24 protein-coding genes and 2 pseudogenes are annotated in these 26,026 nt (G+C 58.5%); 16 read left to right on the top strand and 10 right to left on the bottom strand.

Annotated features, from left to right (window positions below):
* Together JQ575_RS45930 and JQ575_RS40725 are read left to right on the top strand one after the other, a co-directional pair.
* The coding region (locus tag JQ575_RS45930) for an ABC transporter substrate binding protein (RefSeq protein WP_283842697.1) at window positions 1-135 on the top strand (135 nt) is incomplete at its 5' end.
* Window positions 136-298: 163 nt separating this feature from the next.
* Window positions 299-1,315: an ABC transporter substrate-binding protein gene (locus tag JQ575_RS40725; RefSeq protein WP_212038794.1), complete on the top strand. Its 1,017-nt coding sequence runs from the start codon at window positions 299-301 to the stop codon at window positions 1,313-1,315.
* A gap of 665 nt (window positions 1,316-1,980) precedes the next feature.
* Here JQ575_RS40725 and JQ575_RS40720 read toward each other — a convergent pair.
* Complete coding sequence (locus JQ575_RS40720; RefSeq protein WP_212038793.1) at window positions 1,981-2,262, bottom strand: hypothetical protein; 282 nt, start codon at window positions 2,260-2,262, stop codon at window positions 1,981-1,983.
* A gap of 50 nt (window positions 2,263-2,312) precedes the next feature.
* On the opposite strand from JQ575_RS40720, the gene JQ575_RS40715 reads away from it, so the two are divergent.
* Complete coding sequence (locus tag JQ575_RS40715; protein ID WP_212038792.1) at window positions 2,313-2,486, top strand: hypothetical protein; 174 nt, start codon at window positions 2,313-2,315, stop codon at window positions 2,484-2,486.
* A 23-nt stretch (window positions 2,487-2,509) separates the two neighbouring features.
* Window positions 2,510-2,746 (top strand): DUF6894 family protein, encoded by a 237-nt coding sequence (locus tag JQ575_RS40710; RefSeq protein WP_212038791.1) that lies wholly within the window; start codon window positions 2,510-2,512, stop codon window positions 2,744-2,746.
* A 286-nt stretch (window positions 2,747-3,032) separates the two neighbouring features.
* Here the strand turns inward: JQ575_RS40710 and JQ575_RS40705 are convergent, their stop codons facing one another.
* The 4 genes from JQ575_RS40705 to JQ575_RS40690 all read right to left on the bottom strand — a co-directional run bounded on the left by JQ575_RS40705 (window position 3,033) and on the right by JQ575_RS40690 (window position 6,008).
* Window positions 3,033-3,491: a response regulator gene (locus JQ575_RS40705; RefSeq protein WP_212038790.1), complete on the bottom strand. Its 459-nt coding sequence runs from the start codon at window positions 3,489-3,491 to the stop codon at window positions 3,033-3,035.
* A gap of 539 nt (window positions 3,492-4,030) precedes the next feature.
* On the bottom strand, window positions 4,031-4,330 hold the full coding sequence (locus JQ575_RS40700; RefSeq protein WP_212038789.1) for a hypothetical protein: 300 nt from the start codon (window positions 4,328-4,330) through the stop codon (window positions 4,031-4,033).
* Window positions 4,331-5,007: 677 nt separating this feature from the next.
* Window positions 5,008-5,268, bottom strand: a complete 261-nt coding sequence (locus JQ575_RS40695) for a hypothetical protein (protein WP_212038788.1) — start codon at window positions 5,266-5,268, stop codon at window positions 5,008-5,010.
* 557 nt (window positions 5,269-5,825) lie between these two features.
* Window positions 5,826-6,008, bottom strand: a complete 183-nt coding sequence (locus tag JQ575_RS40690; protein WP_212038787.1) for a hypothetical protein — start codon at window positions 6,006-6,008, stop codon at window positions 5,826-5,828.
* Between the two features lie 2,529 nt (window positions 6,009-8,537).
* Between JQ575_RS40690 and JQ575_RS40685 the strand changes: the two genes are divergently transcribed.
* The 8 genes from JQ575_RS40685 (at window position 8,538) to JQ575_RS45300 (ending at window position 16,816) form a co-directional block, all read left to right on the top strand.
* Entirely contained in the window at window positions 8,538-9,887 is a 1,350-nt protein-coding gene (locus JQ575_RS40685) for a site-specific integrase (RefSeq protein WP_212038786.1), read from the top strand.
* 611 nt (window positions 9,888-10,498) lie between these two features.
* On the top strand, window positions 10,499-10,702 hold the full coding sequence (locus tag JQ575_RS40680) for an AlpA family transcriptional regulator (RefSeq protein WP_212038785.1): 204 nt from the start codon (window positions 10,499-10,501) through the stop codon (window positions 10,700-10,702).
* A 12-nt stretch (window positions 10,703-10,714) separates the two neighbouring features.
* The gene (locus JQ575_RS40675) at window positions 10,715-12,229 is read left to right on the top strand and encodes a DEAD/DEAH box helicase (RefSeq protein ID WP_212038784.1); all 1,515 of its coding nucleotides are present in this window, start codon (window positions 10,715-10,717) and stop codon (window positions 12,227-12,229) included.
* Window positions 12,226-13,329, top strand: coding sequence for an AAA family ATPase (locus JQ575_RS40670; protein WP_212038783.1), 1,104 nt, complete (start codon window positions 12,226-12,228; stop codon window positions 13,327-13,329). The genes JQ575_RS40675 and JQ575_RS40670 overlap by 4 nt, the downstream gene beginning before the upstream one ends.
* Window positions 13,330-13,836: 507 nt before the next feature.
* A complete protein-coding gene (locus JQ575_RS40665) occupies window positions 13,837-14,607 on the top strand; it encodes a hypothetical protein (protein WP_212038782.1) in 771 nt (256 codons plus the stop codon).
* Window positions 14,597-15,937 carry a DNA-packaging protein gene (locus JQ575_RS40660; RefSeq protein ID WP_212038781.1) on the top strand — a complete coding sequence of 447 codons (1,341 nt, stop codon included), beginning with the start codon at window positions 14,597-14,599 and terminating at the stop codon, window positions 15,935-15,937. Before JQ575_RS40665 ends, JQ575_RS40660 begins: the two co-directional genes overlap by 11 nt.
* Before the next feature lie 80 nt (window positions 15,938-16,017).
* On the top strand, window positions 16,018-16,569 hold the full coding sequence (locus JQ575_RS40655) for a hypothetical protein (protein ID WP_212038780.1): 552 nt from the start codon (window positions 16,018-16,020) through the stop codon (window positions 16,567-16,569).
* An 88-nt stretch (window positions 16,570-16,657) separates the two neighbouring features.
* Window positions 16,658-16,816, top strand: coding sequence for a PolC-type DNA polymerase III (locus JQ575_RS45300; protein ID WP_249167234.1), 159 nt, complete (start codon window positions 16,658-16,660; stop codon window positions 16,814-16,816).
* A 220-nt stretch (window positions 16,817-17,036) separates the two neighbouring features.
* Here JQ575_RS45300 and JQ575_RS46765 read toward each other — a convergent pair whose 3' ends face one another.
* From JQ575_RS46765 to JQ575_RS40640, 3 genes are all read right to left on the bottom strand, one after another.
* On the bottom strand, window positions 17,037-17,513 hold the full coding sequence (locus JQ575_RS46765; protein WP_409364881.1) for an MOSC domain-containing protein: 477 nt from the start codon (window positions 17,511-17,513) through the stop codon (window positions 17,037-17,039).
* A 111-nt stretch (window positions 17,514-17,624) separates the two neighbouring features.
* The gene (locus JQ575_RS40645) at window positions 17,625-19,307 is read right to left on the bottom strand and encodes a DNA polymerase/3'-5' exonuclease PolX (protein ID WP_212038779.1); all 1,683 of its coding nucleotides are present in this window, start codon (window positions 19,305-19,307) and stop codon (window positions 17,625-17,627) included.
* Window positions 19,308-19,514 carry a hypothetical protein gene (locus JQ575_RS40640; protein ID WP_249167233.1) on the bottom strand — a complete coding sequence of 69 codons (207 nt, stop codon included), beginning with the start codon at window positions 19,512-19,514 and terminating at the stop codon, window positions 19,308-19,310. It lies immediately after the preceding gene.
* Window positions 19,515-19,913: 399 nt separating this feature from the next.
* On the opposite strand from JQ575_RS40640, the gene JQ575_RS40635 reads away from it, so the two are divergent.
* Complete coding sequence (locus JQ575_RS40635; RefSeq protein ID WP_212038778.1) at window positions 19,914-20,417, top strand: NUDIX domain-containing protein; 504 nt, start codon at window positions 19,914-19,916, stop codon at window positions 20,415-20,417.
* Complete coding sequence (locus tag JQ575_RS40630; RefSeq protein WP_212038777.1) at window positions 20,414-20,878, top strand: metallophosphoesterase family protein; 465 nt, start codon at window positions 20,414-20,416, stop codon at window positions 20,876-20,878. Before JQ575_RS40635 ends, JQ575_RS40630 begins: the two co-directional genes overlap by 4 nt.
* 85 nt (window positions 20,879-20,963) lie before the next feature.
* Here JQ575_RS40630 and ligD read toward each other — a convergent pair.
* A pseudogene (gene ligD / locus JQ575_RS40625) lies at window positions 20,964-21,904 on the bottom strand (non-homologous end-joining DNA ligase).
* A gap of 332 nt (window positions 21,905-22,236) precedes the next feature.
* On the opposite strand from ligD, the gene JQ575_RS40620 reads away from it, so the two are divergent.
* Window positions 22,237-23,079, top strand: coding sequence for a ribonuclease HII (locus JQ575_RS40620; RefSeq protein ID WP_212038776.1), 843 nt, complete (start codon window positions 22,237-22,239; stop codon window positions 23,077-23,079).
* 55 nt (window positions 23,080-23,134) lie between these two features.
* Here the strand turns inward: JQ575_RS40620 and JQ575_RS40615 are convergent, their stop codons facing one another.
* A complete protein-coding gene (locus JQ575_RS40615; RefSeq protein ID WP_212038775.1) occupies window positions 23,135-23,323 on the bottom strand; it encodes a hypothetical protein in 189 nt (62 codons plus the stop codon).
* A gap of 139 nt (window positions 23,324-23,462) precedes the next feature.
* Here JQ575_RS40615 and JQ575_RS40610 point away from each other — a divergent pair.
* Window positions 23,463-25,772, top strand: a pseudogene (locus tag JQ575_RS40610) (excinuclease ABC subunit A); the annotation flags it as partial.
* Window positions 25,773-26,026: the final 254 nt, after the last annotated feature.

The following is a 26,026-nucleotide window of genomic DNA, read 5'->3' as shown; positions in this document are numbered from 1 at the left end:
GGTGCCAAACCGGGTGACATTCCGATTTACCAGGCGACCAAATTTGAACTCCTAATCAACCTGAAGACGGCAAAAGCGTTCGCCCTGACCCTGCCCCCGGCGCTGCTCGCCCGCGCCGACGAGGTGATCGAATAATTCTGCCATGTCCGTTCATGGCACCTTTGAGACATGCCCGCCTATCCTGAGAATGTCCGTTCACTCCGGGTAGACCGGAAGTCGCCGTGGTCCGGTCAAATCGACGCGCATGACCCAAGGCGGACATCGACCAGACTTTTGCATGGGTCTGCATGAGCAGAGCATGTATGCTGATTCCGGTCATTGGACGGAGGCTTATATGCTGCGGAGAGAATTCATCGCAGGAGCGGCCACCTTTGCATTGTCGGCCGGGCCGCTCCGGGCGCGTGCGCAACAGTCGGCGGCGCGCCGCACGCGCATCGGCGTCCTGATCTACAGCACTCCGGAACGCGATCCGAACACGCAAGCGCTTCTAGAAGGAATTCGCCAACTTGGCTATGTCGATGGCCAGAACGTCACTATCGAATACCGGTATGCTCAAGGTCGGCCAGAGCGGCTTCCCGAACTGGCCACGGAGCTGGTTCAGAGCAAACCCGATGTGATCTTTGCCCTCGGGGGCGATGTAATGTCACATGTCGCGAAGGCTACTCAGGTGATTCCGGTTGTCTACGCCATGAGCGCCGATCCCGTTCAACTCGGCATTGCCAAGAGCCTGGCGAAGCCCGGCGGCAATTCGACCGGTGTCACGTTTTTGTCGGACCAACTCGCGGCCAAGCGGCTCGAAACATTCAAGGAAGCGGCTCCCCGCATAGCACGGGTTGCGCTCGTTCGCGATGCCAGCCACGCCGACAACGAACTGCCGATCGCCGAGCGCGCAGCAAAAGTTTTGAAGCTCGAGTTGCTGCCGGTCGGAATACACGATCCTGCTGAACTCGACCGAACGCTTGAAACGGCGAAGGAGTCTGGCATCGACAGCCTCTACGTCGTATCGTCACGGCACACGGTGGGCAACGCGCAGCGCATCGTAGAGTTTGCCAATCGGCAACGCATGCCGCTGGTGGCTGGATGGGGTGCATGGGTTCAGGCAGGCGGCTTGATCTCGTACGGACCTAATGTCACGGAGATGATCCGCCAGGCGTCGCGTCACCTCGATGCGGTACTCAAAGGCGCTAATCCTGGCGATCTTCCGGTGCAGCAACCAACCCGATTTGAGCTGTTCGTCAATTTAAAGACGGCCAAGGCGTTAGGCATCGATATTCCAGAGTCATTTCTCCTCCGCGCCGACAAGGTGATCGAATAGAACCAGTTCTGTTGCAATGCATGAGTGTGCTTCTGGCACCATTCGGAAGTAACGCGATGTCCGCCCAGAGTCCGTTATATGCGGCAAGGCCGACATCGGAGCTCGCTGAGAGCCGCTTGATCCGCCCGGCAACAAACGCTCAACCGCCGCGCGGCCCGCTGAGAGCGTTCAGCCAGTCCCGGCGGGGGGATTGCTCGAACTCATCGCCACTGCACCGGTAACGACGGCGCGGCTTCGTAGACTAGAACGGGAGGCGCGTGGAGTGGCACAAGGGACGCGCACCAATTCCGGGCTCAACGAGGATGTTCGACGACAATATACGCCCTTACATTACATCGCGTATTCTCGCCGTCGTTCACCTCGACGCCGACATACCTTCCATTGCGGTCTTCGGTTTGAGCGATCCGGCCTATAACGGCAGCAACCTCACGCAAGGCATGACGACGCAGCTTGTTCGTCGGGAAACACACGCCCTTTGTGCTCTTCCGATAGTCTTCCATCTTGGTGCTTGTGAAAGTAAAAGCGAGCCATCCGTCTCGAGCCGCTGCGTGAACTTACCCCTAAGTGATTGCAGAGGCCAATATTCAGGAGGAGGTTGGCGACCTGACCGACTACATTCGCAGCAGGCTAACGGCGGTCACCAAAACCGAAGGCGACCGGAAGCGCTAGCTCAGCTTCTCGTTTCGCATCCGCTCTTTCTCCAATTCTTCCGACAGCTCTTGCAGCTTGGCTTTGGTTGTGGCGTCGCCAACTTCCTCCAGTAGCCTCCGCGACTGTTCAAGCTGTTGCTTCCGACTTTGCATCGCTCCACCTCCTGCAAAGACGACGGCGAGCAGGCAGAATTGTTCAATCTTATTTTGGTTAGCGCCTGCTTGGGGTGAAGGGCGGCCTTTGAAGCCTCTAATTCGGCAATCAATTCTGCGATCCCCGGCCAGTATCAGGAACATTGGCATCGCGGTTCTGTTGAACGTTGTTCCTCCTTCCAAAGGTACGCCTGATGGCCGACGACAACACACGAAACCCGAATGTAAAGCAGCCCGGCGAAAACCCGGAAGGCAAGTTTCACTACAACCCTGGAAACATGGCCGGGAAAAAACCCGGCGATCCGGAAGAGACTGCCGAAAATCGTGGTGAGCTACCAAACCAGCCTGAGAAAAAGGACGACGACTAACTTACCAAGTTGGAGGCTTGCCAGTGCCCCGTTATTTTTTCAATATTGAGGACGGCCACCGATTTTTTGATGCATCGGGCTTTGTTTGCGAGAACGATACCGCTGCACTCATAAGGGCGTCGGTACTCGCCATAGGCGTATCACTCGATAATCCCGAGGACGATCCTCAACGACGAATCGCAATAATTAATGATGCGGGGCGTGAGATTGGCACTGTGCCGGTATATTCCAAGCCGTCCTACCAAAACCCGGCCAAATAGGCAGCCAGCGCGCCTTACTTATCGGTGTCTGCTGTCCGTATCTCGATCGCGCCGCACTTGTTACATTTGAAGACACGATCTTCAAACCCGCTAAGACCGGGTATAAGGCGGGCGTGTTCCATGGTCGCTCCGCACATGCACCGAATCCGAATGGCGGGGTTTAACTGCAGCATCGACGGCCTGCCTCGATGCGGGGTAACGATGTGGCCTAAGTTCGGTTCCGGACATATCGATTGAACAAAGCGCCGCTAACCGTCCGGCGGGATATCACCCAACTGAAGCGGCCTTACTTCGGATGCTCTGCGGATTTCGGAACCATGCGGCCATCTTGTATTTCGTGAGTAATGGCCTCTGCCGGCGCGGCTGGCGGGGTTACCGTATTGAGCAGATTGGCAATGGCAGTCACAAGCTGCGCCAGCGCAAACGGCTTGGCGAGCAGAAGGCTATTTGGAACGCCCTTGGATGCCCATTCATCCCCGTGATTGCCGGTAATGTAGACAACGGGCATTGCCGAATCTACCTCTCTTGCGGTGCGGCCCACGTCCCAGCCGTCCATGTTCCCACGTAGCTCGATGTCAATCACGACCGCCCGAAATTTGGAATCCTCTGATTGGAGAAGCGTCCCCGCTTCATCGCCTGACGCGGTAATGATTGATTCGAAACCACCGTCTGAAAGAGCCTCTACGACCAACGCTTGAATAACCGGGTCGTCCTCGACGACCAGAATCGTAACAACGTCATCCACTTCACTAATCCCCTTGGCTGCCCCTCCAAGGGGTAAGAGAAGCTGAACTCATTCGTTCCGGAATTATGTGCAAAAGTGAACATAACCGGAGAACTACGGGGGTTTAGTTTTGTGGTTTCCAGCCACGCACAGGCCGAAATAGGCCACTGCAAAAGTAAGGAATAAGTGGCAATCCCGGCTGCTTCCCACCCCAGCACAAAAAGGGAATGGCACAAACTGCGCATGAACAAAATGTGGAAGGGAGTTTCGGGAATATTCGGCAATCACAGGCGTTTCGGGTTTGTCTGGAGGACACCGGGCATATGTATCGGCCTCAACGCTCTTCGCCGTAGGGCGCTGTTTTCGGCGGAAAAATCATTTCAGCCGCGCTAGCCAGATGATCTCGATCGCTCAAGGCGCAAACCTGTAGATGCAGACGAGATGTCCGCTTTGTCGTGAATTGCGGACTCCATTTGGCAATTGGTCGACGTCCACGTTGTGCCAACAGGCGATATGGATCACATCGGCGCAAGTGAAAGAGGCCGCCAACTGAGGCGGCCTTACTCGCGATTTGAGCCAGAGGATATCAGGAACTGGTTCATATCCAGCGCCGTTTCAATCTGGCGAAGCTTCTCGACTAATTCGTCGCGCTCACTGCATGGCGCAAGCGTCTCCACGTCCGAACGGACTCTCCGAGCAAATTCGACCAAACGTTCTTCAAGTGTCGCGCTGTGGCTAAAACGGCGGCGCTGCATTGCCTTTACTCCGGGGCTTTGAGGTTGCTGTGTTGCCAGCCCGACTTGTCCGACATCGAATTGCACGGGACCGTGCGCATCATTGTGTGATTGCAACTGGGGCATCCAAAGGTCCGCCTGTCATAGCCCTCTGAGGCCGGGCTGATGCTCGTAAGCATCATTCGTTTAGAACACTGGGGGCAGCGCGGCCGCTCAATTGGAATCAGCGACGGTTCAGGACGGGTATGGGGTTGGGGCGGCATGTGATGTGCATCCCTTTTGGTCTGGCGGGAGCGCAACACTCTCAGTCACCGATGGAAGCCGAAGGCGGTGCGGTGATCGGGATAATCTGGCATGTCCCGCAGCCGACATAGTGGTCAATATTGCTCACACCGGGAAAGTTTGATGGGGAGGAACTATTTCAAATGGGGCCATTGAGGGTCGAAACAGGGACCAGTACTGCGCCAGGTACATTAGGGAACGATGGCGACCGCCGAGACTTAGGTCTGCAATGCGTCACTCAGCCCGACGTATGAGGCTATCGAATCCCTAGCCGACCCGGCCCCAGTTGCCTCTCCCGAGGGCTGGGGCCGTTTCTTTAAGCGACAGCGAAAATTTGAGCTGCTCAAGGCTACGGTGAAGTCAGGGAAACCCCAACAACAACAAGCGCCACCATCGCCAGAATCAGCGTGGCGTAGCCCGCGATTTGCACCCAGTCCCGATCGTGGCGCTGGTTCATTCCGGTGATTTCGACCCGCCCGAGCTGAGGCATCTAGATCAACACGATTTGCGCGCAGGTTTGCCTATGCAAACAGCTCCGCACCGGCTGGCGTGAACTTCACGAAGGTGCCGCTCTCGTGCAGCAGCAGCCATCCGCGTGATATCGCCAGATCAAGCCCGGCTTTGTATTCGGCCGGGGTGGCGCGCTCCTGGTACAACATCGGCGCGTTTATCTTCTCGATGTAAATCTTTCCGTCTACCGGCTCGGTCGCTTTGGCGATCTCCAGCAGCTTGCGCGCGGCGGCTTCCGGATCGGCATAGGGTCGATCAGTGCTGAACTTCATGCGTGCTGCGAATCCATGTGTGCATCGTGAACGTGACGGTCGGTTACCGCTATATCGATCGTGGCACCACAGAAACAGCGCGCCCATCCACTGGTTGATTGCGTCGGCAACGGCAGGCCGGCGACATGCATGGCGTATTTCCATGCCGTCCAGGCGCGCTCGCGCCGGTATTCGTCGAAGTGGGCTTACGTGCATCGTGGCAGATAATCTTTCCACGCGGCTTCGAAGCCAGCCCGCGCCTGTTCGAGGTTGCAGCGTAGCCCGAGCGAGACCGTCCCCGGTGTGACAGCGGATAGAAGCCGCAATCCCAGCGCCATTGCCTGGCGTGCGTCGGCAAGCCCGATTGAACTGCAATCGTGCCGACTTGAATGTCACCGTAGTAGACGTGCCAAGTGTCGGAGCGTTCGGGATGGCGGCGGCGAGTGAGTTCGAGCAGGGCCCATTGAAGCGCGGCGGTGCGCCTTTGGGAAGCCGCTACGGATTGAGGTCCGTAGGCGCGGTCGCCACAATGAAAGAGGCCGCCAACTGAGGCGGCCTTAGTCTGCTCGCCGTGGCGATTAACTAACACCAGCGGCCATGCCGGAATTGCGACGGCCGTCGCCGCCGCCGCCGCTGTGGCCGGTGGACAGCATATCCTTGATGTCCTGGCCCAACTGCGTGAGGAAGCTGCCGATGCCGCCGCCCCGTACGAGGGAAAGCTCTTCGTCGGTCAGATCGTTCAATTCGATTGTGCGTTCCACAGCGTGTCCCTCAAGTGCCCGGAGCACCATTGCCCCGCGCGGGTGAGGGCAATTTAGTTCAATCCGACGGCTCGGTTCCGTGATCCGGGTCACTCAAAGCGGGGTACTGGCTGAATTAGGCCACTCGGTAATCAAAACAGGCCGCTCAATGAAAAACCCCCGTCCGGGGGGCTAGCGCGGGCGGAGGCTTTTCAGGGCAGAGATAAAATCATCTCAACCAAATTGGCGCTCTCTGCGGCGGCGGATTTTGAGCGCCCAAATGAAAATCTAACAGCCGCGTTCATTACCTGAAAGCGGTTTCGGGGAAACTTGGTATTAGTACCGGGAACAAGTGGCAATGACGGAGACTTACCCGGCCTCAGCGCGCTTCCCCTAACTGAGGCGCTGGGGCCGTTTTCTTTTGGAACCTCGCAACGCTCCATGAATCGATTCAGCGCTCCCGGATTGATGTCCCCCTAAAAGCCACCGGGAGAAAACCCCAACTGGGTTGGCGGCTCTAGCGCGTCCCGCTGGATCGCGTTGGGGTTTCTGATGGTGCCACCACCATAAGAAAGAGGCCGCCAACTGGGGCGGCCTTAACTTCTAGTTCGGTTGACCGCATCTAAGTGCGGCCTTGTCCGCTTCAAATTCGGCAATCAATTCCTTGGCCCGCTCGATAAATGTTCGGTCCGTGACCCTTTCCTGTATCCGGCGGTACCGCTCAATCGTCTTGTCGATCTCTTTGCATTTGTCACACATATCTCACCGCGTGGGTTGGGCGGGAGCATTATACGAACTCTCTGTCACCGATAACTGCCGAAAAGGAGGCGGTGATGCTGGGCCAACACTCCGTGTCATGACCTGTTCCTCAAATGTGAGCAATATTGCTCACTCCAAATCAGGCCGTACGATTTCAAACCAGGCTACCTCAACTGCACCCCCCGGTACTGGCCGAAATAGGCCACTCGCAAAACCAAAACAGGCCACGGCACAAACCGGGAATGGCTCATACTGCGTATAACTAAAGTTAGCGGAGCATTTCGGGAACAAGTGGCAATGACTTTTGGAACTTCGCAACTCCCCAAGAGTCGATTCAGCGCTTCCGGATTTATGCCCCCTAAAGCCTCTACCGGGAGAAAACCCTAATTGGGTTGGCGGCCCCAGTGCACCTCCAGTACACTGGGGCCGCTTATCCACGGCTCAAAGGCCACCAACTGAGGCGGCCTTACTCCTTATCCAGCTTCCGGATTTGCTCGCGAAGCTCAGTTTCCAGAATGCGGATCATCTCGGCTGTGGGACCCTCGCGGAACTCCGATGCCAGATCGCGGCATTTGGCGAGCTTCTCCTCGATTGCGTGCTTTTCCCGATCTCGGTCCATGAACATTAGGATGCCTGGAAAGGCAAAAGGTTCAAAAAGGCCCGCGTTTCAACTAGGTCCCCATGTTGCGATCTATCCGATCAAAGACGGACAGCACCGAAAAAGGCAGCCAACTGAGCTACTCCGAACTAGTTCGGAAGGATCACGCGAGCCGCGGTAACTTGCGGAGGCCGTTGGCAATCCGCCATTGCCGTTCGGTTGGAATGCGGCCCCAGCGCACCTCCAGTACGCTGGGGCCGTCATATTGCGCCGGGAACCGGGATGGCAAGGTCAAGGCTATTCTACATTCACAAATCTAGTAATCGAGATGAAGCGTGGTTCTTGGAGCAAGATGAGGAGGGGTCGCTCCATGTGAAATATGACGGCGAATTGCCGCTCAAGAGCAATTGGCGAATGACAATCAACGAATTCCTGTCGAAGGACGGCATGACCTCTCATCGAGTTCTGTTGGCGCTCGTTGATCGCTTATTTGAGGACAAATGACGACAAGGACTCCGGCTCTTCCTTGTTGAGTTGCGGCAGCGGAACGAACCTGGTGCATGTGGGGCAAGCCATGGCAGCAACGCCGCAACCGCAGGCGTATTTCCCTGACCATGGGCGGTCAGGGTGAGCTTCACAGACAAGCCGCGTTGCGTCGCAGACGTAACACCCTGACAGCTTGAGAAGCATGGCGCGGATTCCTCGTTCGCCCCACTGTCATAATTCGTGGCGGGCGCGCTGGGTTCCCTGAAACAGGCTTACCCACTTTGGGGAGCGCGGCAGGACCGTGGACCAACGGGAATGCGGTGCGGCGGGGCCGGGGCCGCCAAGGGCGCATCGCCACCGATGCACCGGGTACGTCGAGGAAGGGGAAATAGGTGGAAAGCGCTTGCGCCTATTAATTGCCTATTAATTGCCTATTAATTCATATCTAAGGTTGCATTCAACTAAACCGACACTTTTGGAAATTCAAGAAACCGCTGCGGCAGTTTTTCTGGTGAGCGCGGAGGGACTCGAACCCTCGACCCCATGATTAAAAGTCAGTTGTTATCTCGTTTCGGAGCCTATCGTATCATTTGGGCGCGATTCAGAAACGCCGTATTTTATTGAACTATCTGTATTATTGCGTATCTTGGCATTTCTCAGGGCCACTTAGCATTTCACATTCTTGTGGCCCCTAAGAGGCCCCGCTTATGCCAAAGACCGACCACCGCTTAACGCTCACTCCGACCAAGATCAGCGGCCTAAAGCCTGCCAAGAAGGGGACTCGGTATCAAGTCATGGACGCTCAGGTGCCCGGCTTCGGCGTTCGGGTCACCGACTCCGGCACGGCCACCTTCATCCTTCGCACGCGGTATCCAGGGAGCAATACGGCTAGCCGGCGCGAGCTGGGGCGGGCTGGTGTGATGACCCTTACAAGCGCCCGCGAGAAGGCCCGCAAATGGCGTGAATTAGTGGCGCGGGGGATCGATCCGTCAGATCAGGAAGAAAGCGAGCGCAGAGCTCAGATAGTGAAGCGGAAGACGACCTTCGGCGCCGTCGCCGAGGACTTTATCAGGGAGAAGCTACCGAGCGAACGCCAGGGCAAAGACGTTGAGCGGCAAATCCGCAAGGATCTGCTTCCCCATTGGGAAGCGCTACCCATTACGGAGATTACCAAGCTGCATGTTTCATCCTTGATCAAAGCGAAGGGCCACAAGAAGAAAGTTGCCAAGGGTAGGGGCCTTGGCGGCAAGGTAGCGGCCCGCAACCTGCTGGCGTTGGTGAAGCGACTATTCGCTTGGGCAATTGATCAGGACAAATATGGAATCACCATATCCCCCTGTGCCAGCACACGGATCAAAAGAGTGCTTGGCCTGATGCCCCGACCGGCAAGAAGGGTGCTTGCCGACGACGAGATGCTCGCTTTATGGCGCGCCGCCGGCCGAATGCCGTATCCGATCGGCCCGGTTTACAAACTGCTTTGTCTTACCGCCCTACGTCTTAATGAGGCAGTCGATGCCTCTTGGGACGAATTCAACATGCGAGAGGGGGTATGGGTCATTTCAGCGGAGCGAATGAAGGGGACAGACAGTGACGATAAACCGGCTCGTCCCCACGCCGTACCATGCACAGCGGAAATTCTTGCCCTCTTGGAGACGTTGCCCAGATTCAAAAAGGGAAAATTTTTGTTCTCAACAACAGCCGGACAAACCCCGGCCTGGATAGGTTCAAAGATCAAAAAGCGAATTGATCGTCGCATGTTGCTGACGTTGAAAGCGCTGGCAAAACTTCGCGGCACTGATCCTGCTGATACTAAGCTAGAGCGCTGGGTGAACCATGATATTCGACGGACCGTCCGCAGCCATTTATCCCGCCTGAAGGTCAACGAGGAGGCGAGGGAAGCTGTGCTTGCGCACGCTCGACCGGGCATCAAGGGAACCTACGACCTTCACGACTATCTGGACGAAAAGCGGGAAGCGCTCGAGCTATGGGCGGCGCGGTTGCGTGAGATCGTGTCGTCGCCGCCGGACAACGTAATACAATTCCGCGCGACCGCTTGAAAATGCAACGTGCAGCAAGCCTAGCCGTCTTTGTTATAGGCGAAGCGCCCAAGCCATCTTCCTGATGACCCAGCAGCACGATGTCGTGCTGGAGCGCAATGTCTAAACGGCGTCGCCGCTACACCACCACTGCCGCTGCGGAATTCGCCGCTAACCCGCCTAACCACAACTCTTGCATTTCTGATTGGACGTCGCAGAGTTCGCAACTGGCTATGGTTGAGGTTACATTCCGCGCAGGGGCGCCAATTTCCACCTTGGGCCCACGGCGTGGGGTCCCCTGTGCGTGATAGCCGTGGATGAAGAATTTTGCGGCACGACCAAAGAAGCAAACGCGCGGACCCTTTGGATACTGCACCCACGGAAGGTCGTTAACGCACAACCAATTGCATAGCGCTCCTTGACGTTTCTAAATCCGATAGCTTATCTTCTTCCCACAGTGCCTGCCGAAGTGATTCGGCCATGTTAGTAAGACAGCCACAGGAGAACCGGGGTAGGCACCCCGGTGGGACAGCGTCCCGCCAGGCTGGGAGAATTCAGGATGTAAACCTGGATTCTGCCCGGCTTTTTTATTGCCGGTCGCAGAATCCGTTTTTAACGGAGAGTAACTGGCAATGTCCCAACGTATCTTGCTTTATTCGGATCTGAGACCTCTAAAGGGGATCAGCCATTCAAAAGTGCAGCTTTGGCGGCTTGAGAAAGTGGCCAAGTTTCCAAAGCGAGTGCAGTTATCTCCAGGGCGACATGGCTGGGTCGAGGCCGAAATCGATGCATTCATCGCGGAGCGAATTGCTGCTCGCGATGAAAAGGCGGCATGAGGCTGACCGAAAATGCAAAACGCGCCGCCCGGGACGGGGCAGCGCGCTTCAGATGCTTCCGAGCTTGGCAGCAGGGAAGATATCGGACGCGCAAGCTGCGGTAAAGCCCAACAGCAACACAATCGGACGACCGCAGTCGCGCGGCCGGTCGGCGTCATCTTGCGTCCGTATCAGGCCCTCGACATTGTTCGCATGCGGCGTGCCTACGGCGCCGGCGCAAGTCGCATTTGCTACCAGTTGCCGACCGGCGGCGGCAAAACCATCATCTTCGCGTTCGTTACTGCCTCGGCCGTACGGCGCGGCAAGCGAGTGCTTATCCTCGGCCACCGGCAGGAGATCGTTGACCAGATCTCGGCGGCGCTCACTGCCATGTGTGTCGTGCATGGCATCATCGCACCTCTTTATCCGCAGACCAACTGGCCAGTGCAGGTGGCCAGCGTTGCGACCCTGGCCCGGAGACTTGATCCAGCAAACGTTAAACCTTTCGATTTGCTAGTCATCGACGAAGCCCACCACGCGACGGCTTCGACATGGCGCAGTATCGTGGCGGCATATCCGCAAGCCAAGGTTCTGGGCGTCACAGCGACGCCGGTCCGGCTTGATGGCAAGGGTCTAGATAACCTATTCGATCCGATGATTTGCGGTCCCGACGTCGCGACCCTGACCAAGGGCGGCTTCTTGGTACCGTCGACGGTCTATACGCCGGTGTGCCTTCCCCAACTCGACCAAATTCGTACCCGCGCTGGCGACTACGCTCTCGATCAGCTGTCCGCGAAGATGTCGGACGGCGCGCTGATCGCTCGGGCCGTCGCCGACTATAAAGCGCGATGTGCTGGTGTCCCAGCGGTGGCCTTCGGTGTCGGTCGGCAGCATAGCGAAAAGATCGCCGAAGCATTCCGGGAAGCAGGTTTCAAGGCCGCGCACGTCGACGGCGAGACGGCGATGGACACGCGAAAGAAGTTGATTGCAGCGCTCGGAACCGGGGAATTGAACGTCTTGACAAACAGCGGCTTGATCTCGGAGGGCGTCGACGTTCCCGCGATCGGCGCGGTCGTTTTATTGAGGCCGACCCAATCTCTTGCGCTCTACCTGCAGCAAGTCGGCCGCGCATTGCGGCCTGCGCCTGGGAAAGATCGTGCCGTGATTCTGGACCACGCCGGCAACGTGCTGCGGCACGGCTTGCCGGACGCGCCGCGGCAATGGTCGCTGAGCGCATTAAAAATCAGAACGAAGAAACGATATGACCTGAGGCGGTGCATGGCCTGCGGCGCGGTTAACGCGCCTGGCCCGTTTTGCTATGCCTGCGGTATCCCGCCAAAGCCGGTCATTGCTGAAGAGCTCGACGTGTGGCTAGAGCTGGTGAAGACGCCGGTCCTGGCCGGCGAGCTGCGCCAGATGTCTTACCCTAATGTGGTGTCTTGGGCAGACACCCCAATGCGCGCTCGGACCGCCGAAATGGTCCGCGGCTTCAAACGCGGCTGGGCCTGGCACAGGACGCGCGAGCTTGAGAAACGGGTATCAAGATGAGCCGCGCGTTGTCGGCGCCAGCCAAAGTACTGCTTTCTAATTCCCGAAATCTCTCGGACGCAGCTGCATTTCTCCAGTCGGATATGTCAACGTTCGGTAAATGGTGCATCCCCGGCTTGCTGCCAAAGCAAGGTACCGCAGCGATTTACGGCCCGACCGGAAGCGGAAAGACGTTCTTTGCCGTGCACCTCGCACTGAGCAAGGCTGCGGGCCTACCGTGGTTTGGACCACGGATGGAGGCCGGCACGGTTGTCTATCTGGTCACGGAAGACCGGCTCGGTGTTGAAGCGCGCGCAGTAGCTGCGGCGAAACATATGGGGTTGAAGCTTGAAGATACGGCTTTCGAGTTCCTGACACCGTTTGCCATCCATGTCGAGGACTGGGCCAACAGCTTAATTGAAGTGCTGAGCGAAATTCAAATCCGTAACGGGGAACCCATCGCGATCGTTTTTCTGGACACGCTGGGCGCCGCGTTCGGGGGCCGCAGCCAAGACGACGCGGCACAAATGACGCTTGTCGCCGACGCCATGCAGGCCATTGCAGAGCACTTCAAATGCGTCTTTGTCGTCGTGCATCACTCCGGAAAGAACGCGGCCAAAGGCATGAGGGGTTCGCAGGTGCTGAAAGATCGGGTCGACGCCGTAATTGAGCTTAGCAAGACCAAGGGAGACATGATGCGCATCGAGGTCGAGAAACAACGCAACGGGGCGCCAGGCGCCCCCCTGACATGCAGGCTGTCGTATGCGAAGGTTTCCGTCGGCGGGGGACGCGTCGAAAGCACCCGCATTGTAACCGAGGTGGCGATCGCCGCCACGTCACCGATGATAGCACGAGCCCCCGCCAAGCCAGTAAAGCTGGCACGTGATGAGAAGGCTGTCTTCGACGCGATGAACGCAACTCCAGTACCGCTAACAGTCAGAAATTTCGACCTTCTGACAAGGGCCGCGTTAATCGCCGCCAAACCCCGAAAGGACGGTGCTGTCAGAACCGCAATTTCTCATACCAAAAAGCAGCTTTTGTCCAAAAAAATCATCGAGATCGATGAACAAGCCGACATCGTCAGAATTTGTCAGAAAACGTCAGAACTCGAGAATTCCTGACAGTCAGCATGTCAGCGTCAGAAACCCCCTCTTTAGAGAGGGGGTCTGATCGCCTGACAGACCGGCTGACTACGATCAGAGGAATGGGTAGGGGCGCCTCAAGCGCGCCGAGCTTACGAGCGTAGGAGCGATAGCACCGACGGTTTGAACTTCATGCAGCCCAACTAAAGAAAGGAACGTCTTTATGTCGATAAGCTATAGACCACTCGATAAGATTTCCGCTTCAGACCTCTTTGATGGACGCCTGGAAGGTTCAGGCGTTTGCGCATTACCCGAAAAGGGTTTGTTGGTCGCCTTACGGAATACATTGACAATGATGCGAAAGACATCTTGTGGGCCGTCGCAGATGCATGCGAAACCGATTTTGTAACCGAACTTGCGCCTCACGATTTATGCCCCGCGTAGTCAACGGGTCGACAAACATCGAGAAGTCGCGCCCGCCAGCCCGTAGGCGCGACTCACAGCCGTAATTATCGCGGTGATCGAGTCGTCTTTGGTGTGGGACCTGTGCAACTGATCTTCAATCAGTTGGTCTTTGAAGCGGTATGCAGTACCTCGCAGGGATTTCTGCTGCACAATTTGACAATCGATATTATCCGGGGCCACAACGGGGCCACAAAAGTTTGTCGCGACAATATTTCGCGGGATAGCGAGGATCGTATTTTGCGACGCCTTGGTCGAAAACCTCGGTGCCATGTTTGTGCTCATCCCGAATGCGCGCGCGTCGAGCTAATGCGCGTGAGCGGGATTGGTCTTGACGCTATTGGGGCCCAATTCGATCTCAGCCGCGACAGCATCTGGCGACACATGCGGGACCATGTCTCGGAAGCCGACAGGGCGACGTACCTAGCGGAAGTCCCGATGACAGAATTACTGACCCGCGCCGCCGACGAAGGCATTTCGCTTCTGGACTTCCTCCGGATCGTGCGCGGGACTTTGATGAAACAGTTCCAGCTCGCTGCTTCAGCCAACGATCGCCGAGGCGTGGCAGCTTTGGCTGGCAAGCTGAACGAGACATTGGATTTGATCGGCAAGTTAACAGGTGAAATGCTCAAGCTGTCGCCGAGCAGTGTCGTGAACAATACTGCGGTTTTTGTGAACAGCCCGATCTTCATGGACCTGCAGTCTATGCTTGTGCACAAGCTCGCCGGCTATCCAGAAGCCCTCCAACGGGTCGTAGAGGGCCTTCAGGAGCTGGAAGCCAAAGTAGTCCCCCCGTCAAATTGCGGGATGCTTATTGACGGCAAACAGCCTCTGGGGCGGTCAGATGCAAACTAATTCGATCTATGGGCAGCTCGCCTCGGCTTTGCAAGACAACTGGCGCATGAAGGCTCGCGCTTCTCAGCTCCCGCCGACTGGAGATAATTGGAACGGCTGGCTGGTCTTGGCCGGTCGGGGCTTCGGCAAAACGCGCACTGGAGCAGAGTGGGTGCGTGAACTGGTCGAGACGGGCGCGGCTGGTCGGATCGCGCTGGTCGCACCTACTGCGGGCGACGCCCGAGATGTTCAAATCGAAGGGCCGGCGGGTATTCTGGCCGTATCATCATCATGGTTCCGACCTGTATATGAACCGTCTAAGAGGCGGCTGACGTGGCCAAACGGCGCAACAGCGTCGACTTTCTCCAGCGAGGAAAGCGACAGGCTCAGAGGACCCCAACACGACGCGGCATGGGCGGATGAAATTGCTGCCATGCATGATCCATCCGCTGTTTGGGACATGCTTATGTTCGGCTTGCGCATCGGCAAACGACCGCGTTGGCTCGCAACAACCACTCCAAAACCGATCAAACTATTGCGGGAGCTGCTTGCCCGCGAAGGCAATGACGTTGTGGTGACTCGGGGGTCGACATTCGACAACGCAGCAAACCTAGCGCCCGCCTTCCTGCAGACAATTCGGGTGCGTTATGAGGGTACTCGGCTCGGCCGGCAGGAATTAAACGCCGAACTTTTGCTCGACATCCCTGGCAGTCTGTGGTCGCGCGATATGCTTGAGCGAGCCAACGGCTCTTGGCGAGTCCCCGAGATGAAGCGGACCGTGGTTGCGATCGATCCGTCCGGTACGCGCGGGCAAGATGACGGCGGCGATAGCGTGGGGATTGTCGTGGCTGGGCTGGGCGTGGACGGTTTCGGATATGTACTTGCCGATCGCACCTGTAAACTTTCACCGGATGGCTGGGCCAGGACAGCAGTCACTGCCTATCATGCATTCAAGGCAGACAGAATCGTGGCCGAGCGCAACTTCGGCGGAGCGATGGTTGAGCACGTTATTCGCACGGTGGATCCGAACGTAGCCTACCGCGAAGTGACGGCAAGCCGCGGTAAGGTCGCCCGCGCTGAGCCAGTTGCAGCATTGTACGAGCAGGGTCGCGTTCGGCACCTGGGCACATTTACCGATCTCGAAGATCAAATGGCAGCGCTGACTGGTGACGGCTTCATGGGAGACGGTTCACCTGATCGATGCGATGCACTCGTCTGGGCGCTGAGCGAATTGATGGTAGGTCACGCCGTTCCTGAGATCGATCTGGGATCGTTTTGCGTGGTCGATTGCGAGGGAATGCGATACGGCCTCACCGACTTTTCAACAGGAACAATAAGGACGCTGCCATAAGTTGGCGCATTTCACTGCGGCTGTGCTGAAGTGAACTCACGGCTATGACATCATTCGAACAACCGCAATGGGACACTTCGATGTCGACTTCGTACAGGCCAGCCAAAACAATCTTAGCAGGTCGCCTATTTGACGGCTGTTTGCGGGAGTTCGGCATTGACGAACACGTCAAGGCAGATGAAAGCTTTTCCGGGTGCAGGTGTTTGACGGATGGTCTTTATTTTGTGTGGGTAAATATCGTTGAGAATAACGTCTCCACGTTTAACAGCTACGGGGCGAATGATCCAACAAGAATCTTTGAGGCGGTTGCTAACGTTTTTCAGACGGAAATATTTTCCGAGCATCAGCCGCAATATTGGGGGTTTGGTACCGACCACGAATGGGAAGCTGCTTTGGAGGCGATGGCCATAGAGGACGAAAACAGACGTCGAGAAGGCCTTCGCAAGTTCTTGCGAGGCGAGCCCCACGAACTGAAGCTGGGCACAAATGAGCTAGTGCAAGCTGAAATAGCCAAATTGCTGATCTTGCGCGATCCCGAAATACTACTTGAGCAGAATGAAGGATGGCTGGAAGCCGAAATTAGAAATATCTACAGCCAAAATCGAAGCGCCTTTGACGATGTTCCATTCTAACTTGCTTTAAACGCGCATCCCTAGAACGCGCCGCATTGGCGCGGTCAAGATCGGCAACCATCAGGTCGTCGACGAATGGCATTCCCTGTTGAATCCGCAGTGGTCCATTCCGGCAAGAATAGCGCAGATCACGAACATCACGAACGAGATGGTTCGCTATGCGCCAATATTCTCGGAAGTCGCGGACAGCTTCATGCAGTTCATGGGCGACGGTATCTTCGTCGCCCACAACGTCGATTTCGACTAAGGTTTCATCAGCTACGAATATGAACGACTTGAGCGCCGCTTTCGTTTCCAAAGCTGTGCACCGTTGCAGGAATGCGTCGGCGTTATCCGGGGCATAAGTCCTATGGCCTTGGAAAACTCTGTGAATTCTACTGGATCGAACTCAAAACGCCCACCGTGCCCTGTGCGATGCCCGTACAACGGGCCATATTCTAAACCTTATCAATCAGAAGCGTATAAACTTAGAGCGCCGCGTGGCGTGCGCTTGCTATTACAGAGCCGGCAAGGCGCGAAACTGGGACGACGGTAGCCGAGCCCGCGCGGCATCGCCGGCCGCGACCGGCCGGTCCGCCGGACCGTACCACGCCCAGCACCCCACATTTGAATGGAGGGCCCGTTTCATCCGACGAGAGCACCTGCCGTTTCAAGCCCGCCTGGAAGCGGTCGATGAGGACACACGGCGTCCGGAGGCCCGTCAGCTCGATCATCGCCATGGGCCCGAGCTCAATCATCGTCCCGAGCGGCATCCGCTCGAGGTCCAGGCCGGCTGTGGTGGTATTCTCGCCTAGGTCACCCGCCGCGACCTCGAAGCCCGCTGCCGAGAGGAGTCTAAAGAGCTCGGACGGGATTAGGTGGACCTGTCGGAGATCGGGTACGCGGGGCCGGCGGCGGGCCAGGTCGTACAAATGGACCTGCGTGTGCGTCGCCTTCGACGCCATGGCCTTCCAACAGCACGATCCTATCCCGCGTAGGCTTGCTGAAGCGGTGACCGTGATCGGCGGCGACCGCGATCACAGTGCCCTCCAATGAGAGCGCGTCCGGCTGCGACATCAGGCCGCCCGGGCGAGCGAGCGCCGCTTCTGGCGGAGGTATCGCGTGATTTCCGGAAGAGGCATCGCGTTGAGGACGCGGTCAGCGGGGACACCGCCCTTGCGCGCCATCGCGACGCCCCAGCGCATGTGGTCGAGCTCGGGGATCGAGTGAGCGTCCGGATTGATGCTGAGCATGCAGCCGAACTCAAGGGCGGCCTGGTGCCAGCGCCAATCCAGATCGAGCCGCCACGGATGAGCGTTGATCTCAACAATTACGTCATGCTTGGCGCAGGCACGCAGCACTTTCTCGATGTCGATTTCGTAGCCTGGCCGCCGCTGGAGCTGTCGCCCGGTCATGTGTCCGATGATGGTAGTATGAGGATGCGAGATGGCCCGAAGTAGGCGCAAAGTCTGCGCTTTGCGGTCCAATTTGAACCGGCCATGGATGCTCGCGACCACAAAATCGAAGCCTTCCAGCACGTGGTCCTCATAGTCGAGCGTTCCGTCGGCCAAAATGTCGGACTCGATGCCTTTGAGGATCCGAAAATCCTTGCCGAAACGCTTGTTCAAGCGGTCCGCTTCCCGGTGCTGCTGCGCGATCTCCTCGACCGAGAGACCGCCGGCATAGTGCGCGGACTTTGAATGGTCGGCGACCCCGAAATACTCGAAACCGCGCTGGCGCGTAGCTTTGGCCATTGTCTCCAAAGTCTCGGTGCCGTCGGAGGCATCCGTGTGGCAGTGAAGGATCCCGCGCAGGTCCTGGTCGTTGACGAGTTTCGGCAACTTACCCTTCAGAGCCAGCTCGAGCTCACCGCGCCCCTCCCGGAGTTCGGGATCGATGAGGGGCAGGCCGAGGGCGAGATAGATCTGGGTTTCGTCGCCGGCGATCAGGGAGCGGCCCTTGTGCAAGCCGTCGGCCTCCAGCCGCATTCCCTTCTTGGCAGCCAACTCCTGGAGCTGGGCAACGTGAGCGGCAGAGCCGGTGGCGAAGAGAAGGGCGGCGCCAAAGTGCTTTCGGTCGGTCAAGCGGATCTGCAATCCATCGGCCACGGACGCCTTCGACGTTTTAGCTACCTTGGGCGCTTCTGCGACGATCGTGAGTTCACCGACGAGTTCGCAGCCTCGGCGGAAGTCGCCTGCGACTGTAACGCGCTTGAACTCGGGCCGGGCCTTGCGGAGCGAATCGTTGGCGTGTGCGAGAAGAGCGGCGGCACGATGGAGGTGGAGGCGGCCTTCTCCGCTTTTTGCGATGGCCAAGTTCTGTAGGATCTTGGTCTGCAGCGCAGCGCCTAGTCCTTTGGCCTTCTTGATGCGGTCGTCCTTGGCCGCGGCTTCCAGCCCGGCGAGCGAGACGATTCCGAGATCCTTGTAGAGACGCAGCACTTTCTCGGGGCGGAGACCTGGCACGGCAAGCAACTCGAGCACGCCCTCGGGGATCTCCTTCCGGAGCTTTTCAACACTCGGATGAGTACCCGACGTGCTAAGCTTGGTGATGATGTCAGCTATGGCATCGCCGACCCCGGGTATCTCTGTAAGCCGGTCTTCGGCGACGAGCAAGTGCAGAGGCACAGCGAGCGCCATCAAGCTGTCGGCGGCGCGCCCATAGGCTTTCGCCCTATAAGGATTGCCGCCGCGCAAGGCGGTTCGCTGCGCGTATTCTCTCAGGAGACTTGCTACGGCGCGAGCGTCGAGGGACGGCACTCAACGAGCCTCCTGCCGAGCGTTCTGCGACCTCGGCGAGTCAAAGCGACCTTGAACGGTCGGACCGACATCCGCCCCACTGTCGAGAGATCGCTCAAGCTTCTGCGCTGCCCGAAAGTCCTCGAGGTGCTGCGTGTTCGGGCTATAAGCGGCTTCTTTCTTGAGCAGATTATAGATGCGGCCGGCCACCAGCTGCAGATGCTTCATCCTGCCATGCGGCATCGATCGCGCCCTGCAAAGAGCTCGGACGGCGTAAGCCCGGAAGTAGTCAAATGCGTCTGACATATTAGTAGAACGCCAGCTTTGACCTTTGGTTCTGTCGGCGGTCGCGAGAATCCGTAGTCCGGCCTGCTCCGGGTTCTCGTCGGGAACTAGCGGGCTGCCCTGAGATGATTCTTGAAGCCCGCGCATAGGCGGCTTGTTTGGAACTCCTCACCGCGGCAGCCTGGCGTCCCCGGACATTGGGGAAAAGCCGGTTGCGCTGAGCTATATCGAGGGCCCGCTGCGCTACCGTGCTGTTCGAACGATCTCTGCTGCGGAATCAACGTCGTCGCATCTCCTCCGCCGTTTGCTCAGCTCTGGATTGCTCTACAAAATGGGCGCGATATGACTGCGCTGAAACCCACTACCAGAAGATCGACGTTGAGCGCCGGCATTCTGGCCTACCGGAAAGGCGCTCGCGGGCTCGAGGTTTTGCTCGTTCACCCCGGCGGTCCGTTCTGGCGCAAGAAGGACGACGGCGCCTGGTCCATCCCGAAGGGTGAAATCGATGCCGCAGAAGATCCAGAGCAGGCCGCGCGACGTGAATTTGCCGAGGAACTCGGCAGCAGCGCCTTGATTGGTCGGCTGCAGCCCTTAGGGGAGGTTCGCCAGCGAGGAGGGAAACGCGTCATCGCATTCACCGGCGAGGGCCATTTTGACCCCGCGGCACTGGTGAGCAATACGTTCGATATCGAATGGCCGCCCCGAAGCGGTCGGCGACAGAACTTTCCTGAAGTCGACCGCGCGGGATGGTTCGATATCGAGTTCGCACGAACGAAGATGCTCCCGGGGCAAATGGAGCTTCTCGATCGTCTTTTGGCGATGACGGGTGAGAGCGCCAGGAAATGACGTTCAGGATTGGAATCATTTCGGACACGCATGGCCTGTTGAGGCCCGAGGCAGAACAACGCCTGGCGAGCGTCGACCACATCGTTCACGCCGGCGACATCGGGCGACCCGAGATCGTCGACGCGCTTCGCCGGATCGCGCCCGTCACCGCCATCCGTGGAAACGTGGACCGGGGCGAGTGGGCCCACGAATACCCCGATACGAAACTGGTGCGCCTGGCGGGAAAGTCGATCTACGTTCTGCACGACCTGAAGACGCTGCAGGCCGATCCCGGCGCCGGCATCGACGTCATCGTCTCCGGGCATTCCCACCTGCCCAAGGTCGACGCGGCCGGTGGCGTTCTCTATCTGAATCCCGGCAGCGCGGGACCGCGACGCTTCAAACTCCCGATCACGCTTGCGACGCTCGAAGTCACGCGTGAGGGCATGCGGCCGGAAATCCACGACCTTGGAGGCGACTGATCGCACCACCGCGCAGGGAATTCACAGCGGAGGAGGCGAATGCGCTTAATCGTTTCCCTTCGCCAGCTACGCCAGAAGTGCCGCGCTATTTGCGCGGACCTTCTAGCTCGCGCACGACATCCTTCGCCCGCTTGTCGGACCGGAGCCCGAGGTAGACGGGCTGGCGCAGTTCGCCCTTACTGGTCCACTCCGCGAATTTGACCTCGGCAACCAGCGAGGGCCTGACCCAGGTCGTGTTGGCCTCGTCCTTCACTTTGGCAGGAAAGGTGACTTCGAGGCCGTCAGCTTCACAAGCTTGGCATGGAGGTCTTCCAGGACTTTGTGGCTGAAGCCAGTGCCGCCGATGTAGCGCCATGCGTCGCCTTCCCGCACGGCGAGGACCAGGGCGCCGAAGAACGGCCCGGTGCGCCTCGGCGCCGTGACCCCGGCGATGACTACTTCCTGTCGCTTTGCCGTCTTGATCTTCAGCCAAGCCGGCGTCCGGCTCCCGGACGCATACACGCTGTCGGCGCGTTTCGCCATAGGGCCTTCCAAACCCTTTCGCTCGGCCTCGGCGAAGAATTTCTTACCGTCCCCCTTGCGGTGAGAGCTGAAGGCAAATGAGTTTGTCCCGCGGCAGAATCGCCTTCAGCCGCTTCTTGCGCTCGAGGAGAGGCTGTTTGCGTAAGTCCGCTGCGTTCTCGAACATGAGGTCAAAGGCGCAATACAGCAGCTTCGCTTCATGGCGCAACGCGTTTTGAAGCAGCTGAAAATGTGAGACACCGTCCTTTCCGATCGGCACGAGCTCGCCGTCAATCACAGCGTCGCCCTTCACGCCCTCCAGCGCTTTGGCAACCTCGATATAACTGTGGCTGATGATCTTGCCGTTACGGCTGTAGAGTGCAACCTTACCCCGCCGGATTTCCGCGATCATCCGGAAGCCATCGTATTGTCCTCAAAAACCCAGCCTGAATCGTCGAACGGCGCGTCCGTGAGCGTGGCGAGCATCGGCTGCAGCCGCTTGGGCAGGGTCGACGTCCGGCTCATTTGCGGGCGAGTCCTTCAGAACTCGTTGCGTAGGGCATGTACGTCCTTCACCGGGAACGCTCTAAAGCGGCGCCATGTTCCGTGATTTCGCCGGACAACAAGGGCGCGGCTTAGAGTATGGGTGACGGCGGAGATAACAGATAGCGAGAAAACTCAGGGCCTACCAGACGTCGCTGGGCCAGGCGATCACCGCTCCGTCGATGAAGGCGGTGCTGGAAGTAGCCCTGGACCTCAGGCCTTAGCCCTCCGGCAAAGTTCCACTGGCTCAGAGGAGTTTTCAGACATTCGCCACAAAGCTCGGCGACACCTCGGCGGCGCAGCTCGAGGCTACCGTGACCCGCTATTCACTGGATGAACTACGTCAGCGCTATGTTATTGAGGGCAGGCCGCTGAAGGCGAGCCTCGAAGAAATCCTGCGCGCCGACACCCGCGCGGGAGCGCACGCTATCCTTGCTTCGATTGAAAAGCGCCGCTTTGAGAACCGGTCTGAAGGGCAGCGTCTTCGCAAGATGCTGCGCTTTGAGACGCTTCTGTGGGCCGAGGGGCAGGATGCCGTTGCGGGCGTCGACGAGGCCGGATTGAGCCCGCTCGCGGGGCCCGTCTCCGCTGCCGCGGTTATCCTGAAGCCCGGCACGCGCATCACCGGTATCGACGACTCGAAAAAGCTGGATGCGAATTCGCGTGAGGCTCTTGCGAAGGAAATCAAAGAAAAGGCGGCTTCATGGTCTGTCGCCTTTGTCGAGGTCGAGGAGATCGACGCCATCAACATCTACTGGGCGGGCATTCTCGCAATGCGGCGGGCTGTTGAAGGTCTGGGAGTAGTCCCGCAGCATCTACTGATCGACGCGAAACGTTTGAAAGAGATAGCGATCCCTCAGCAGGCGATTATCAAGGGCGACGCGAAATCCGCCAGTATCGCGGCTGCCTCCATTCTTGCGAAGGTCTCACGCGATGCGCTGATGCGAACGCTCGACACGCGTCATCCCGGTTACGGCTTCGCCGATCACAAGGGTTATCCTGTTCGCGCTCACTACAATGCTTTGGCGCAGCTTGGTGCGTGCCCTGCTCATAGACGTTCGTTTGGCCCCGTGCGCGAGGTCCTTGGCTTGCCGCCGCTACCGCCCTGGCCCTTGGCATCGGAACGCGCCAGTGCCACGTCAGAGCCCGAGGCATAAGACCTGCAGCCGCGGGTGCATGGAAACGCCGCGCCGGATCTGCTGTGTAGTGCAGTCACCCTTTCTGTTTTTCTTGTGCGCTTCTTCCATCGGAGCTTTTAGAGCGTTCTTCGAAGCGATCAGCGCCCTTAGCCAGATCGTGTCCCGTCTTGCTCTCGTTTTTCGCTTCGTCCTTAGCAGTTGCCTCGCGCAAGCCTCCAGCGGCCCGTTCCCCCGGTTTTGATGATTTTCGCTCGTTATTCATTTGATTTCCTTCCCATTGCATTGAGGTAGGGCCAAGGCCGGAAAAGCAAGGTTTCATTACCGATGCCAACGGAACCGCCCCTACCGGGCGAGGTTCTATCTCAGGCGTTATCGCTAGGCCGCTTTCGAGAAGGTGTGAGATGGACGCACGGGTCAACCGCCTCGAAAATTCGGATTTCGAGGCCGATGGAGGCTGCGTTCGAGTGCAGGGAGCGCGGGAGCACAATCTCAAAGATGTGTCGCTCGACATACCCCGCAACGCGCTTGTGGTGTTTACAGGCGTCTCCGGATCCGGAAAGTCGTCACTGGCTTTCGGGACGCTTTATGCGGAGGCACAGCGCCGCTACCTCGAATCCGTCTCGCCATATGCCCGGCGGCTCTTTCATCAAATGGCGGTCCCGGAAGTGGACTCGGTCGAGGGCCTGCCGCCGGCTGTAGCGCTGCAACAACAGCGGGGATCGCCGACAACCAGGTCATCGGTCGGGAGCGTCACTACGTTGTCCAACCTGCTGCGGATGCTTTATTCCCGCGCCGGCGACTATCCGCGCAACCAACCGCTGCTCTATGCGGAATCGTTTTCGCCGAATACGCCCGAAGGCGCCTGTCCCAACTGCCATGGCATAGGCCGTCTCCACGAAGTCAGCGAGCGGACCATGGTGCCCGACGATAAGCTTTCGATCCGGGATCGCGCGGTGGCTGCGTGGCCGACCGCCTGGCAGGGACAAAACTTGCGGGATATCCTGGTGACGCTGGGTTACGACGTGGACAAGCCTTGGCGCGAACTCCCGAAGAAGGACCGCGATTGGATCCTGTTCACCGACGAACAGCCGACGGTGCCGGTGTACGCCGGATACACACTCGCCGAGACAAAGCGGGCGCTGAAGCGGAAGGAAGAACCAAGCTATCAGGGGACGTTCACTGGCGCCCGCAAATACGTGCTCCAGACCTTCGCTACCACGCAAAGCGCGATGATGAAGCGCCGCGTCGCGCAATTTCTGTCCAGCACGGATTGCCCGATATGTCACGGCAAGCGGCTGAAGCCGGAAGCCCTTGCGGTCACCTTTGCCGGTATGGATATCGCGGAAATCTCGCGTTTGCCGCTGAAGGGTCTTGGTGAGCTCCTCAGGCCGTACCTCAACCGAAAGAAGAAAATCTCCGGAAACCATCCTGAAAAGGAACTCGTCGTGCAGCGGATCATGGAAGATCTGTTGGCGCGGCTCGAAGTACTGCTCGATCTAGGTCTCGGCTACTTGACGCCGGAAAGGAGCACGCCGACGTTGTCGCCCGGCGACTTCAGCGGCTTCGCCTGGCGACCCAGGTTAGATCCAATCTGTTCGGGGTCGTCTATGTTCTGGACGAGCCGTCGGCGGGACTTCATCCGGCCGACACCGAGGCGCTGTTACGCGCGCTCGACCGCCTCAAGGCCGCCGGCAACTCGCTTTTCGTCGTCGAGCATGAGCTGGATGTCGTGCGGCATGCGGACTGGGTGGTGGATGTCGGCCCCGGTGCCGGCGAGCACGGCGGCGAAATCCTGTACAGCGGCCCGTTATCCGGGCTCGTAGGCGTAACGAAATCCCAAACACGGCGTTACTTGTTTGCCCGCGGTGAAAATGTCGGCAGGACGCCACGAAAGCCCCGCGGATGGATGAAGCTTCGGGGGGTTACCCGCAACAATCTCGACAACCTCGACGTCGACATTCCGCTGAGCGTCTTTACCAGCGTCACCGGAATATCCGGGTCCGGTAAGTCGAGCCTGATCAGTCAGTTCCTTTGTGGAGGCCGTCGGCGACGCGTTGGGTCACCGTGTCGAATCCGGAGACGAGGACGATGGCCTGGACCGGATGGTGGAGACGTTGGGCGGCGAGATTACCGAGGGCCTTGACGGTATCAAGCGGCTGGTGGTGGTGAACCAAAAGCCCATCGGCCGGACGCCGCGGTCGAATCTGGCGACATATACCGGTCTCTTCGATCATGTCCGCAAGCTGTTTGCGGCCACAAGGCAGGCCCGCGCCAGGCGGTATGATGCGGGCCGCTTTTCGTTCAATGTTGCCAAAGGGCGGTGCGAGACTTGCCAGGGGGAGGGGTTCGTCTGCGTAGAATTGCTCTTTCTGCCGAGCGTCTACGCACCCTGTCCGACCTGCAAGGGCGCGCGCTACAACGCCAAGACGCTGGAAATCAAGGTCCGTGACAAGTCGATTGCCGATGTGCTCGCGATGACGGTTGACGGCGCGTTTGATTTCTTTCCCGACGACCCCTCCCTTCGCCGTTCTCTAGGCGTCCTCCGGGAGGTCGGCTTGGGATATATCCGGCTGGGACAGGCGGCCACCGAGCTTTCCGGCGGCGAGGCTCAGCGCATCAAGCTCGCCACGGAACTGCAGCGCGCGCAGCGGGGCGAAACGCTGTACGTGCTCGACGAACCCACGACGGGTCTGCACCCGTCGGACGTGGACTTCCGGCATTCAACGATCGGCCCTCTGTCTTCATTCACTTGAACAATATGAGCCGTTAATCGGCGCCGTTCGAACGGATAGCGATTAAGGCCGATCATGTGCGCACGATGGGCGTTGCCCACATTAGTTCGACGTTCTATGGCTTTGGCCGCCACCAGGCAGCTGTCAGAACGTCTTGGTAATCTTGCTCAGGCGAGGGGGACGATCCGGGTCATACCCGGAGGCGCGCGCTATGTGCTCTATCATCCGATAGG

Source organism: Bradyrhizobium sp. JYMT SZCCT0428, assembly GCF_018131075.1.
GTDB lineage: Bacteria > Pseudomonadota > Alphaproteobacteria > Rhizobiales > Xanthobacteraceae > Bradyrhizobium.
Note: the sequence above shows the minus strand (reverse complement) of the source record. Positions and strands in the feature narration are given on the sequence as shown.

Excerpts from the sequence above, each read along its gene's own strand:
- JQ575_RS40725 (WP_212038794.1), top strand. The coding sequence starts at position 299 with ATGTATGCTGATTCCGGTCATTGGACGGAGGCTTATATGCTGCGGAGA.
- JQ575_RS40720 (WP_212038793.1), bottom strand. The coding sequence starts at position 2,262 with ATGTTCCTGATACTGGCCGGGGATCGCAGAATTGATTGCCGAATTAGA.
- JQ575_RS40715 (WP_212038792.1), top strand. The coding sequence starts at position 2,313 with ATGGCCGACGACAACACACGAAACCCGAATGTAAAGCAGCCCGGCGAA.
- JQ575_RS40700 (WP_212038789.1), bottom strand. The coding sequence starts at position 4,330 with ATGCCCCAGTTGCAATCACACAATGATGCGCACGGTCCCGTGCAATTC.
- JQ575_RS40695 (WP_212038788.1), bottom strand. The coding sequence starts at position 5,268 with ATGAAGTTCAGCACTGATCGACCCTATGCCGATCCGGAAGCCGCCGCG.
- JQ575_RS40685 (WP_212038786.1), top strand. The coding sequence starts at position 8,538 with ATGCCAAAGACCGACCACCGCTTAACGCTCACTCCGACCAAGATCAGC.
- JQ575_RS40680 (WP_212038785.1), top strand. The coding sequence starts at position 10,499 with ATGTCCCAACGTATCTTGCTTTATTCGGATCTGAGACCTCTAAAGGGG.
- JQ575_RS40675 (WP_212038784.1), top strand. The coding sequence starts at position 10,715 with ATGCAAAACGCGCCGCCCGGGACGGGGCAGCGCGCTTCAGATGCTTCC.
- JQ575_RS40670 (WP_212038783.1), top strand. The coding sequence starts at position 12,226 with ATGAGCCGCGCGTTGTCGGCGCCAGCCAAAGTACTGCTTTCTAATTCC.
- JQ575_RS40660 (WP_212038781.1), top strand. The coding sequence starts at position 14,597 with ATGCAAACTAATTCGATCTATGGGCAGCTCGCCTCGGCTTTGCAAGAC.
- JQ575_RS40655 (WP_212038780.1), top strand. The coding sequence starts at position 16,018 with ATGTCGACTTCGTACAGGCCAGCCAAAACAATCTTAGCAGGTCGCCTA.
- JQ575_RS46765 (WP_409364881.1), bottom strand. The coding sequence starts at position 17,513 with ATGGCGTCGAAGGCGACGCACACGCAGGTCCATTTGTACGACCTGGCC.
- JQ575_RS40640 (WP_249167233.1), bottom strand. The coding sequence starts at position 19,514 with ATGAAGCATCTGCAGCTGGTGGCCGGCCGCATCTATAATCTGCTCAAG.
- JQ575_RS40635 (WP_212038778.1), top strand. The coding sequence starts at position 19,914 with ATGACTGCGCTGAAACCCACTACCAGAAGATCGACGTTGAGCGCCGGC.
- JQ575_RS40630 (WP_212038777.1), top strand. The coding sequence starts at position 20,414 with ATGACGTTCAGGATTGGAATCATTTCGGACACGCATGGCCTGTTGAGG.
- JQ575_RS40615 (WP_212038775.1), bottom strand. The coding sequence starts at position 23,323 with ATGAATAACGAGCGAAAATCATCAAAACCGGGGGAACGGGCCGCTGGA.